Source organism: Streptomyces sp. NPDC007205 (assembly GCF_040634095.1).
Taxonomy (GTDB): Bacteria; Actinomycetota; Actinomycetes; order Streptomycetales; family Streptomycetaceae; genus Streptomyces.
Genome location: NZ_JBEYEW010000034.1, coordinates 1 through 11,039, shown reverse-complemented (window position 1 = coordinate 11,039; position 11,039 = coordinate 1). Strand labels below are relative to the sequence as shown.

At 72.1% G+C, this 11,039-nt stretch carries 13 protein-coding genes and 1 tRNA gene; 2 read left to right on the top strand and 12 right to left on the bottom strand.

Going from position 1 to position 11,039, the window contains the following annotated elements; all coding sequences use genetic code 11:
- Positions 1-30 precede the first annotated feature (30 nt).
- From ABZ624_RS34490 to ABZ624_RS34475, 4 genes are all read right to left on the bottom strand, one after another.
- The gene (locus ABZ624_RS34490) at positions 31-288 is read right to left on the bottom strand and encodes a hypothetical protein (protein WP_360098136.1); all 258 of its coding nucleotides are present in this window, start codon (positions 286-288) and stop codon (positions 31-33) included.
- 93 nt (positions 289-381) lie between these two features.
- A complete protein-coding gene (locus ABZ624_RS34485) occupies positions 382-1,266 on the bottom strand; it encodes an SDR family oxidoreductase (protein WP_360098134.1) in 885 nt (294 codons plus the stop codon).
- Positions 1,263-2,255 carry an alpha/beta hydrolase gene (locus tag ABZ624_RS34480; RefSeq protein ID WP_360098132.1) on the bottom strand — a complete coding sequence of 331 codons (993 nt, stop codon included), beginning with the start codon at positions 2,253-2,255 and terminating at the stop codon, positions 1,263-1,265. Before ABZ624_RS34480 ends, ABZ624_RS34485 begins: the two co-directional genes overlap by 4 nt.
- Positions 2,252-3,790 carry an NAD(P)/FAD-dependent oxidoreductase gene (locus ABZ624_RS34475; protein ID WP_360098130.1) on the bottom strand — a complete coding sequence of 513 codons (1,539 nt, stop codon included), beginning with the start codon at positions 3,788-3,790 and terminating at the stop codon, positions 2,252-2,254. The genes ABZ624_RS34480 and ABZ624_RS34475 overlap by 4 nt, the downstream gene beginning before the upstream one ends.
- 186 nt (positions 3,791-3,976) lie before the next feature.
- Between ABZ624_RS34475 and ABZ624_RS34470 the strand changes: the two genes are divergently transcribed.
- Complete coding sequence (locus tag ABZ624_RS34470) at positions 3,977-4,597, top strand: MerR family transcriptional regulator (protein WP_360098230.1); 621 nt, start codon at positions 3,977-3,979, stop codon at positions 4,595-4,597.
- Here ABZ624_RS34470 and ABZ624_RS34465 read toward each other — a convergent pair.
- Positions 4,594-5,397, bottom strand: a complete 804-nt coding sequence (locus tag ABZ624_RS34465) for an exodeoxyribonuclease III (protein ID WP_360098128.1) — start codon at positions 5,395-5,397, stop codon at positions 4,594-4,596. The two genes, ABZ624_RS34470 and ABZ624_RS34465, sit on opposite strands and share 4 nt — an antisense overlap.
- Positions 5,398-5,475: 78 nt before the next feature.
- Between ABZ624_RS34465 and ABZ624_RS34460 the strand changes: the two genes are divergently transcribed.
- Positions 5,476-5,952: a GNAT family N-acetyltransferase gene (locus ABZ624_RS34460; protein WP_360098126.1), complete on the top strand. Its 477-nt coding sequence runs from the start codon at positions 5,476-5,478 to the stop codon at positions 5,950-5,952.
- A 49-nt stretch (positions 5,953-6,001) separates the two neighbouring features.
- On the opposite strand, the gene ABZ624_RS34455 is transcribed toward ABZ624_RS34460, so the two are convergent.
- From ABZ624_RS34455 to ABZ624_RS34425, 7 genes are all read right to left on the bottom strand, one after another.
- Positions 6,002-6,075: transfer RNA gene (locus ABZ624_RS34455), tRNA-Ala, on the bottom strand.
- Positions 6,076-6,166: 91 nt separating this feature from the next.
- On the bottom strand, positions 6,167-7,432 hold the full coding sequence (glpR, locus tag ABZ624_RS34450; protein WP_360098124.1) for a gephyrin-like molybdotransferase receptor GlpR: 1,266 nt from the start codon (positions 7,430-7,432) through the stop codon (positions 6,167-6,169).
- Positions 7,433-7,606: 174 nt separating this feature from the next.
- Positions 7,607-8,230, bottom strand: coding sequence for a GNAT family protein (locus ABZ624_RS34445; RefSeq protein ID WP_360098122.1), 624 nt, complete (start codon positions 8,228-8,230; stop codon positions 7,607-7,609).
- 20 nt (positions 8,231-8,250) lie between these two features.
- Positions 8,251-8,751: a MogA/MoaB family molybdenum cofactor biosynthesis protein gene (locus ABZ624_RS34440; RefSeq protein WP_360098120.1), complete on the bottom strand. Its 501-nt coding sequence runs from the start codon at positions 8,749-8,751 to the stop codon at positions 8,251-8,253.
- Positions 8,748-9,260, bottom strand: coding sequence for a cyclic pyranopterin monophosphate synthase MoaC (gene moaC, locus ABZ624_RS34435; RefSeq protein WP_360098118.1), 513 nt, complete (start codon positions 9,258-9,260; stop codon positions 8,748-8,750). Before moaC ends, ABZ624_RS34440 begins: the two co-directional genes overlap by 4 nt.
- 85 nt (positions 9,261-9,345) lie before the next feature.
- Positions 9,346-10,668: a gephyrin-like molybdotransferase Glp gene (gene glp / locus ABZ624_RS34430; protein WP_360098116.1), complete on the bottom strand. Its 1,323-nt coding sequence runs from the start codon at positions 10,666-10,668 to the stop codon at positions 9,346-9,348.
- Positions 10,665-11,039: sugar phosphate nucleotidyltransferase (locus ABZ624_RS34425; RefSeq protein WP_360098114.1), on the bottom strand; the 375-nt coding region annotated here is incomplete at its 5' end. The genes ABZ624_RS34425 and glp, both read right to left, overlap by 4 nt.

The window sequence follows — 11,039 nt, the reverse complement described above, 5'->3', positions numbered from 1 at the left end:
ACGCGAACCGGCCGAAGCCGAGCCCAGCGACTACGCGTCGTAGTCCCGGTCGAAGCGGTCTTCCATCTCCGCTTCCGTGTCCTCGATGTCGCGCATGTTCTCACGACCGCGCTGCGGCGGCTGCTGCTGACCACGCTGGGGCTGCTGCTGGCCACGCTCGGGCTGCTGCTGGCCGCGCTGCGGCTGCTGCTGGCCGCGCTGGGGCTGCTGGCCGGCCCGCTCCCGGGCCTGACCGATCTTCTGCTTGCCCTGTTCCTGCCACTCGTTGGCCTTGTCCTTCATACCCATGTGGGTTCACTCCCGTAGTGGGTGAGGTGGGGAATCGGCCCCTCTGTGGGGCCTCACCCAGATTCACACGGCCGACCACGGTATGCATGTGGATCAGTTACGGGGCGTAGCGCGGGCCGCTTCGTCGGCCGCTCCGCCCGCGCCCACGAGTCCCGAGCGCATCCCCTGCAGACGCGGCGCGAACCGCTTCATCTCGCGCTGCCCGACCGTCCCGATGAGCGCCGGCAGATATCCGCGCACGCCCTGCATGCCGCGCAGCCACCACTGCCCGTACACATGCGCCGAGCGCCGCTCGATCCCGGCGACGATCCGGTCCACCGCCGGCCCCAGCGGATACGTCTTGTTGGACGGCCACGGCAGCCGCTGCCGCAACTCCCGCATGACCTCGTCCTGGTCGGCGCCGCGCACCATGTCGGTGTCGGTCCAGGAGAGGTACCCGACGCCGACGCGCACGCCCTGGTAGCCGACCTCGGCGCGCAGACTGTGCGCGTACGCCTCCACGCCCGACTTGGACGCGCAGTACGCCGTCATCATCGGCGCCGGGGTGATCGCGGCGAGCGAGGCGATCTGCAGCAGATAGCCCCGGCTCTCCACGAGCACCGGCAGGAACGCCCGCGCGGTCACCGCCGAACCGATCAGGTTGACCTCGATCACGCGCCGCCACGCCTGCGGATCGGAGTCGGCGAACGGACCGCCCGTCGCCACACCGGCGTTGGCCACCACGATGTCGACCTTCCCGAACCGCGCCTTCACCTCCTGCGCGACCCGGCTCATCGTCTCGTGGTCGGTGACGTCGGCATACCAGTGGGCGCTGTCGCTGTGCAGGCGCGCGGAGACCTCCTTGAGCGCCTCCTCCTCCAGTCCGACCAGCGCGACCTTCGCGCCGCGCGCGGAGAGCTTGCGCGCCAGCAGCTCACCGACCCCGCGCGCCGCCCCGGTGACGACCGCGACCTGCCCTTCGAGACTGACCCTGCTCATGCGCCCTCCTTGATCTGCGCCGGCGTGGAACGGTGCTCGACGTGCTCGGCGTGCTCGGCGTCGGGGCCGGTTCCGGTGACGGTGACGTACGTGGTGACGAGTTCCCGGATCCTGCCGATCACCGGGCCGGGAGCCTCGATGGGGGTCATGTGGCCGACGCCGGCCAGCTCGGTGAGGCCGACGCAGTGCGGCAGCGCCGCGACCAGCGCACGGGCGTGCACCGGGGGCGTGAGCCGGTCGGACGCGCCGTGCACCACCGCGGTGGGCGCGTGCAACTCCCGTACGCCGTGGTCGAGATCGAGCGCCTCCAGTACACCGGCCCAGGCGTGGCGCACGGCGCGCGGGCAGGCGTGCACGATCCGTGCGCACGCCTCCACCATGTGCGGGGCGGAACCGGCGCCCATGGTCGCGTACTTGAGGATGCTCTTCGCGACCGGCGTGACCGGTCCGAGCGGGGCGCGTGAGCCGAGTACGCGCCCGGTGATCCAGGTGCGCACACGCCCGGCGCGCAACGGCACCACCCGCGACTCCGCGACCAGCCGCGAGCTGCCGGTGCTGCACAGCAGGACGGCGGCGGCGTGCTCACGGAACCGGGGGCGCGTGGCCGCGGCCATGACCGTCATCCCGCCCATGGAGTGGCCGACGATCAGCGCCTTCTCCCCGCGCGCGAGCGTCTGCGCGAGCACCGCTTCCAGGTCGTCCGCCAGCGCGCGGGTCGTGCACGCGGGGCTCGCGGGACTGCGCCCGTGCCCCCTCTGGTCGTACGCGATCACCCGGTGGTCGGCCGCCAGGTCCCGTATCTGCACCGCCCAGAAGGCGGTCGAGCAGGTCCAGCCGTGGGAGAGGACGACGGGGGGCGCGTCCTCGGGGCCGTGCACCTCGACGTGCAGCCGCGCGCCGTCGGCGGAGAAGACGGTGAGTTCACGGGAGGGGGCGGGCGGGGCGTAGGGGCCGGAGGTGACGGAGGTGGCGGAGGCGCGGCGGCTCATGCGACGGCCTCGCTCCGCTTCCCGGGCACTGCTGCCGGCGTGCGGATGACCTCGTACTCCCCCAGGTCCACCCGCCGGGTCGCCCGCCGGAACTCGGAGGTCGTACCGGGCCAGACGGTGGTGTTGCGGCCGCTCGCGTCCAGGTACCAGCTGGTGCAGCCGCCGGTGTTCCACACGGTGCGTTTCATGCGTTCCTGGACCTTGTGGTTCCAGTCCTCGACGGCCGCGGGCCGGGCGTCGAGGGCCGTACGGCCTCCCCCAGTGCCTTGAGGGCCTGGGGAGACCCCCAGGACGTCCAGTTGGCGCAGATAGTCGGCCATGTAGTTCAGCTGGGACTCGATCATGAGGATCATGGAGGAGTTCCCGAGGCCGGTGTTGGGCCCGATGATCGTCATCCAGTTGGGGAACCCGGCGGCCGTGGCCCCGCGCAGCGCCCGCATGCCGTTCTTCCAGGACTCGGCGAGCGTGATGCCCTCGGCCCCGATCACCCGCTCGGCGATCGGCATGTCCGTGACGTGGAAGCCCGTACCGAAGATGATCGCGTCGACCTCGGCCTCGGTGCCGTCGGCCGCGACGGCGGTCGAGCCGCGGATCTCGCTGAGCCCGCCGGCGACGACGTCCACATTCGGTTTGGCCAGCGCCGGGTAGTACGTGCTGGACAGCAGGATCCGCTTGCAGCCGATGCGGTAGTCGGGGGTGAGCTTGGCGCGCAGGGCCGGGTCCTTGATGGCGCGGGCCATGTTGCGCTTGGCGAGCCGCTCGACGAGTCCGAGTTCGTCGGGGTGCTTGGTGAACGCCTGGACCTGCAGCTCCCGGATGCCCCACAGCAGGCCGCGCCTGAGCTGGGTGGTGAAGGGCACCGACCGGTGCAGCCGGCGCTCGGCGCCGCTGATGGCGCGGTCGATGCGGGGCATGACCCAGGGCGGGGTGCGCTGGAAGAGGGTGAGCCGGCCGACCTGCGGCTGGATGGACGGCACGATCTGGATGGCGGAGGCACCGGTGCCGACCATGGCGACGCGCTTGCCGCGCAGGTCGTAGTCGTGGTCCCAGCGGGCGGAGTGGAACACCTTGCCCGGGAAGGACTCGAGGCCCGGGATCTCGGGGGTCTTCGGGTCGGACAGCGGCCCGGTGGCGGAGACGACGACGTCGGCGGTGAGCGTGCCCCGCGCGGTCTCGATCTCCCACCGCAGGTTCTCGGCATCCCAGGCCATCAGCTTGACCTCGGAGCCGAAGCGGAGGTGCGGGCGCAGTCCGAACAGGTCGGTGACGTGCTCCAGGTAGGCGCGGATGTGCCGCTGCCCGGAGAAGGTGCGCGGCCAGTCGGGGTTGGGGGCGAAGGAGAAGGAGTACAGGTGGGAGGGCACGTCACAGGCGCACCCGGGGTAGCTGTTGTCCCGCCAGGTGCCGCCGACGCTGTCCGCCCGCTCCAGGACGACGAAGTCGGTGATCCCTTCGCGGCGCAGCCGCACGGCGGCCCCCAGCCCGCCGAAACCGGACCCGATCACCGCCACCCGTACATGCTCGTGCTCGGCCATCGACGAAGCCTCCACGCATCACCTAGGAACCCAGGAACTCCGCCAGTGAACACTGGCGCAATGGGACTGTAGAGCAGCTCCGTACCGAGCGGTAGGGGTCGGGAGAGGGAAGTTACCGGCGGTACACCATAGGCTGCGGGCGTGGCAGAGGACGCAGAACACAAGGAAGCCGGCCGCGAGTACCGCATGGAGGAGCTGGCGCGGCTCGCCGGCATCACCGTGCGCACCCTGCGCTTCTACCGCGAGCGCAAGCTGATCCCGCCGCCCCGCCGCGAGGGCCGGATAGCCTGGTACGACGACCACCACCTGGCCCGCCTGCGCACCATCGCCGCCCTGCTGGAGCGCGGCCACACCCTGAACGGCATCGCGGAACTCGCGGAGGCCCTCGACCAGGGCCGGAACGTCGCCGACCTCCTCGGCGTCGGTCCCCCGAGCGAGGAGGAGCCGGTCCGCCTCACCCCTGAGGAACTCGCCGCCCGCTTCGAGGGCGAGGTCACCCCCGAGAACCTCGCCGCCGCCCTGGAACTGGGTTATCTCGGCACCGACGGCGACGAGATCGTCCACATCAGCCGCCGTCTGCTGGACGTCTCCTCCGCGCTGGTCCGTGAGGGCATCCCGCTCGGCGAGGTGCTCACGGCCGCCGCCCGCGTCCGCGAACACGCCGACGCGCTGGCCGAGCTCTTCACCGACCTGATCCTCCGGCACGCCCCCCAGGAGGACCTCCACCGTCTGCGCCCGCTGGCCCGCAGCGTGGTGGAGGCGGAACTGTCCCTGGCGCTGGACCGGCGGATCAGCAAGCGGGACTAGAGGTCGTAGACGACGGTCACCGGCGCGTGGTCGGACCAGCGCTCGGCGTGCGTGGCCGCGCGCTCGACGAAGCCCTTGACGGCCTTGCCGGCGAGACCGGGCGTGGTGACGTGGTAGTCGATGCGCCATCCGGAGTCGTTGTCGAATGCCCGCCCCCGGTACGACCACCAGGTGTACGGGCCCTCGACGTCCGGGTGCAGGGCCCGTACGACGTCGACGTAGCCGCCCTCCTCGGCGGCGAACACCCGGCCGAGCCACTCGCGCTCCTCGGGGAGGAAACCGGAGTTCTTGGTGTTGCCGCGCCAGTTCTTGAGGTCGGCCTGCTGGTGGGCGATGTTCCAGTCGCCGCACACGACCACCTCGCGGCCGTCGGCGGCGGCCCGCTCGCGCAGTTCCTTGAGGTGGCCGAGGAACTCGCCCATGAAGCGGACCTTCTCGTCCTGCCGCTCGGTGCCGACCTCGCCGGAGGGCAGATAGAGGGAGGCGACGGTGACGCCGGGCAGGTCGGCCTCGACGTAGCGGCCGCTGCCGTCGAACTCGGCCGAGCCGAAACCGACGCGGACGCGGTCGGGCTCACGCCGGGTGTAGAGGGAGACACCCGCGCGGCCCTTGGCGGCTGCCGGGGCGTGCACGACGTGCCAGCCGGCGGGCTGCCGCACCTCCTCGGGCAGCTGGTGCGGCTCGGCGCGCACCTCCTGCAGGCAGACGACGTCCGCGGAGGTCTGCGCGAGCCACTCCGCGAAGCCCTTCTTGGCGGCAGCTCGCAGTCCGTTCACGTTCACCGAGGTCACAGTCAGCACCAGGGCACGATACCGGCACACTGGTCGGGGCCCCGAAAGCCCGGCCCCCCATTCCCGCATAGAAGTACGATGCCCAGCATGAATATACGTCGTGTTCGTTTCGATCACCCCGACGCCGTCAAACTCAACGACGAGGTCCAGGCCGAGTACGCCGAGCGTTACGGCGACGACGGCGACGCCACCGTCCTCGACACGGCGGACTTCGACCCGCCCCGCGGCGTCTATCTGATCGCGTACGACGAGTTCGACCGGCCCGTGGCGACCGGCGGCTGGCGCAGCCGGGACCGCAACGAGGAGGGCAACCTGGACGGCGACGCCGAGCTGAAGCGCATGTTCGTCATAGCCGAGATGCGCGGCCGGGGCCTGGCCCGCCGGATCCTGGCGGAGCTGGAGGAGGACGCCCGCATGGCCGGCCGGGTCCGCATGGTCCTGGAGACGGGCTCCAGGCAGCCGGAGGCCATCGCCCTGTACACCTCCAGCGGTTACGAGCCGTGCGCCAAGTTCGGCTACTACCGTCACCACGAGGAGAGCCGCTGCTTCGCGAAGCGGCTGTGAAGACGATGAAGCCCCGGCCGACTTCCGTCGGCCGGGGCTTCATGCTGCGTGGACCTGAGGGGATTTGAACCCCTGGCCCCCTCGATGCGAACGAGGTGCGCTACCGGACTGCGCCACAGGCCCTTGCAACGAGTGAAACTTTAGCACCCCGATCGGGGTGCTTGGAAATCCGTTCCCTGACTGGTCAGCACGCCTTCCAGCGGTGTGGCGGCCGTCACTCGTTGGCGGCGCGCGGACGGTCGCCGTCCTCGTACTGGTCGAAGAGCGGCGTGCCGCCACGCTCGCGCGCACGGCGCGCGGAGGCCGCACGGCGCGCGTCGCTGCGACCGCCGGCCGGCTTGCCCTCGGCCGCGGGCGCCGGCTCGGCCGCCCCGGCCTGCGGCGCGTGGCTCGACTCGTGCTCCGGAGCGACCGAGCTGGAGCGCGCCGAACTCCATGTGCCGGGCGCCCCCAGATCCACGTCGGACGTGGCACGCGGCGCGACCGGCGCGGTCACGTACGTCGGCAGGGGTACCGGCACCGGGTCCCAGCTGTCCCCCCCGGGCCGCCGCTGTCGCTCGCGCTGCTGGTCGACCCACTCGGCATGGTCCGTCTGCTCGACCAGGGCGCGCCGGTCCGCGGCGAGCGCGGCGAGCCCGGTGTCCGTCTCGGCCTGAGGGGCCTCCTCCGTTTCCTCCGCGCCGGGGCGCGCCTCCACGGGTGCGCGCCGACGCGGCTGGCGCTCCCGCAGCCGCTGGGCCGCGTCCTCGGCGCGCCGGCGGTCCATCTGATACGCGAAGCGCCGGCGCTCCTGGGAGCGCAGATAGGCGATGTATGCGCTGAGCAGCACGGCCGGTGCGGCGGGCGCCCACAGGAAGGTGAACCCGCCGACGGCGGCGACGATGGCGCCGAGCGTGAAGGCAAGGAAGAGCACCACAGTGGTGCGCCGACGGCGCGCGAGGACCTTCGAGCGCTGGGCGCGCGCCGCGGCCGCCTGCGCGGAGGGTGCACGCCGCGCGGCCGGCACCCGCTTCTGCGCGGGCACGGAGCCCGGTGCGTGCGCGGTCCCGGACGCGGGAGCGGTTCTGGAGGGGGGCACGGCGCCGGACGCGTGCGTGGACGCGTGCGTGGACGCGTGCTTGGGTGCCGGGCCGGCGGCCTGCTCGCGTGCCGGTTCCGCCTTCGCGGGCACGTCGGGTTCGGCGTCGGCGTGCACCTGACGGCGGGTCGGAGGCATGGCGAAGGCCCGGACGTCCACCGAGTCGGTGACGGCGTCCGGGTCGCCGGCGCCCGGCTCCCCCTCCTCGGTGGAGCGCGCCCGCAGGTCCTTGGCGTACCGGCGCTCCATTCCCGCCCGTCCGGACAGCAGCCGGATGGCGGTGCTGAAGCGTTCCGTCGGACGGGCCTCGTTCAGCTCGTCCTGCCTACGGAGCCACATCGGCACCAAGTAGGCGGCCCAGGCCCCGACAATGACTGCGTAGATGAGGCCGCTGCTGCTCACGTCTCACACCGTAGAGGGGTTTGCGTGAGGCCATCCGCCAATTGGGCCGGTGTGTCGCACGATCTGGCTGATATTTCCAGCTTCTTTTGCGACCGATGCGATCAGCCGACCGCCTCGGGACCGAATTTCGACGCATCCGAGGCGGTCAACACCCGATCAATTTCGAACACATATTCAATTTCCTGTGCTCTGGGGTTTCTGCCGCAGCTCCTGGGAGCGTGCCCGCTGCCACCGCGCGAGCAACCCGTCGGGCACCTCTTCCGCGGTGAGCGCGAACACCAGATGATCGCGCCAGGCCCCGTCGATGTGCAGATAACGCGGCCGGAGCCCCTCCTCGCGGAAACCGAGTTTCTCCACGACCCGGCGGCTGGGCCGGTTCTCGGGGCGAATGCAGACCTCGATGCGGTGCAGTCCGACCATACGGAAACAGTGGTCCACCACGAGGGCGACGGCCGTCGGCATCACCCCGCGTCCGGCCACGGCCTCGTCCACCCAGTAGCCGATGTGCCCCGAGCACATCGACCCCCAGGTGATCCCGGCGACCGTCAACTGGCCGACGAGCCGCCCCTGGTACTCGATGACGAACGGCAGCATCCGGCTCGCGTGGGCCTCGGAGCGCAGGTGCCGGACCATCTGGCGGTAGGTCGGCCGGTGCGCGATCGGCCCGCTCGGCGTGGGCGGCGGAATGGTCGCCTCCCAGGGGCGCAGCCAGTCCCGGTTGCGCCGGTTCACCTCGCGCCAGGCCCGCTGGTCGCGCAGCTTTATCGGACGGAGGACGACATCGCCGTCCGCCAGCACGACGGGCCAGGAAGGGCTGTTCAGCTCGCACCCCCGCTGTTGGGTCTGGGGTGGTCGCCGCCGCGGATCTGGTCGACGGCGTGCACCAGCAGAGGCTCCAGCACGGCGAGGCCGTCCTTCACCCCGCCCGTGGAGCCCGGCAGATTGACGATCAGGGTCCGTCCCGCCACCCCGGCCAGGCCCCGCGAGAGCGCCGCGGTGGGAACCTTCTCCCGTCCGAACGCCCGGATGGCCTCCGCGATGCCCGGCACCTCGTGGTCGATCACCGCGCGGGTCGCCTCGGGCGTGCGGTCGGTGGGCGAGATCCCGGTGCCGCCGGTGGTGACGATGACGTCGTAACCGGCGTCGGCTCCGGCGCGCAGGGCCGCCGCCACGGGATCCCCGTCCGGGACGACCTGAGGGCCGTCGACGTCGAACCCGAAGCCCTTCAGGCCGTCGGCGATCAAGGGGCCGCCCTTGTCCTCGTAGACGCCCGCGGCGGCCCTGTTGGAGGCGGTGACCACCAGAGCGCGGTAGGTCATGCCCGGCTCCAGTCGCCCGACTTGCCGCCCGTCTTCTCCTCCACGCGTACGTCCGTGATGACCGCTCCCTTGTCGACCGCCTTGACCATGTCGATCACGGTGAGCGCGGCGACCGTCACGGCGGTGAGGGCCTCCATCTCGACGCCCGTGCGGTCCGTCGTCTTCACGGTGGCCCGGATCTCCACGGCGTCGTCCGCGACCGACAGATCCAGTTTCACACCGGACACCGACAACGGGTGGCACAGCGGGATCAGATCCGGGGTGCGCTTGGCGCCCATGATGCCGGCGATACGCGCGGTGGCGAGTGCGTCCCCCTTGGGCATCCCCTCGCCGCGTAGCAGCTCGACCACGCGGGGTGAGACGAGGACACGGCCGCTGGCGCGGGCGGTGCGCGCGGTCACGTCCTTCTCGGACACGTCGACCATGCGGGCCGCGCCCGCCTCGTCGATGTGCGTCAGTCCGTCCTGCACAGGCGGTCCGGAGGTCTCCCCCCGGAAAGACTCAGTCATGCTGTGTGCCGCTCCCGGTCCGGGCCCGTCACAGTGCGGTGCACGGGCCTGCTGTGCGCGACACGGTACCCCCAACCAGCAGGGCTCAGCCGAGCAGGACCACTTCCACCTCGGCGCCGGGCTCGACGGACTCGACGTCCTCGGGGACGACGATCAGCGCGTCGGCGCGCGCCAGCGCGGCGATCAGGTGCGAGCCGGTGCCGCCCACGGGGCTCACCTGGCCGTCGCCGTAGGCACCGCGCAGGAACTGCCGGCGCCCCTGGGGCGAGTGCAGCGCCTTGTCCGCTTTCAGGGTGGCGCGGACACGGGGCCGGTGCACGTCCGGGAGGCCCATCAGGGCGCGGATGGCGGGACGGACGAACAGCTCGAAGGAGACGTACGACGACACGGGGTTGCCCGGCAGGGCCAGCAGCGGCGTGTGGTCGGGGCCGATGGAGCCGAACCCCTGGGGCTTGCCGGGCTGCATGGCGAGCTTGCGGAACTCCACGCCGCTGCCCGCCTCGTCCTCGTCACGGGCGTACGACAGCGCCTCCTTGACCACGTCGTACGCCCCGACGCTCACCCCGCCCGTGGTCACCAGCAGGTCGGCGCGGACGAGCTGGTCCTCGATGGTGGAGCGGAGGGTCTCGGCGTCGTCGGCGACGGCACCCACCCGGTACGCGATGGCGCCGGCGTCCCGCGCGGCCGCGGTCAGGGCGAAGCTGTTGGAGTCGTAGATCTGGCCGCCGGCCAGTTCCTCGCCGGGCTGGACGAGTTCGCTGCCGGTGGACACGACGACCACGCGCGGGCGCGGGCGCACGCGTACCGTCCCGCGGCCGATCGCGGCCAGCAGCGCGATCTGCGGCGGGCCGAGGATCGTCCCGGCCTCCAGGGCGCGGTCGCCGGCCTTCACGTCGCTGCCCTTGGCGCGCACGTGCGCGCGTGCCTCGGCGGGGCGGTGCACGCGCACGTGCCCCTCGGCGCCCTCGGGGGCGAGGCTGCGCGCCCGCATGCCGCTCACCGGGCCCTCGCCGAGTCCGCCGTCGGTCCACTCCACCGGCACGACGGCCTCGGCGCCCGGCGGCAACGGGGCGCCGGTCATGATGCGGGCGGCCTGGCCGGGGCCGACCCGGACCGGGTCGGCGGCGCCCGCCGCGACGTCACCGACGACCTCCAGGACGGCCGGGAACTCCTCGCCGGCGCCGGCGACGTCCGCGACCCGCACCGCGTACCCGTCCATGGAGCTGTTGTCGAACGGCGGCAGGGACACCGGCACCGTGACGTCGTCGACCAGGACGCAGCCCTGGGCGTCGAGCAGCTGCAGCTCGATGGGTTCGAGGGGGCGGACCGTCGAGAGGATGTCCTCCAGGTGGTCGTCCACCGACCACAGCTGGTCCTGGCCGGCGGGGTGGGTAGCGGCGCTGCTCAAGATTGCTGCATCTCCTCGGCTACGTAACTGCGGAGCCAGGTCCGGAAGTCCGGGCCCAGGTCTTCACGTTCGCACGCGAGTCTGACAATGGCACGCAGATAGTCGCCGCGGTCGCCGGTGTCATAGCGGCGGCCCTTGAAGACGACACCGTGCACCGGGCCGCCGACCTTCTCGTCGGTCGCGAGCTGCTGGAGCGCGTCGGTGAGCTGGATCTCGCCGCCGCGGCCCGGCTCGGTCCTGCGGAGTATGTCGAAGATGTGCGGGTCGAGGACATAACGGCCGATGACCGCGTAGGCCGACGGGGCGTCCGCCGCATCCGGCTTCTCGACCAGACCGGTGACCCGCACGACGTCGCCGTCGACGGTCGGCTC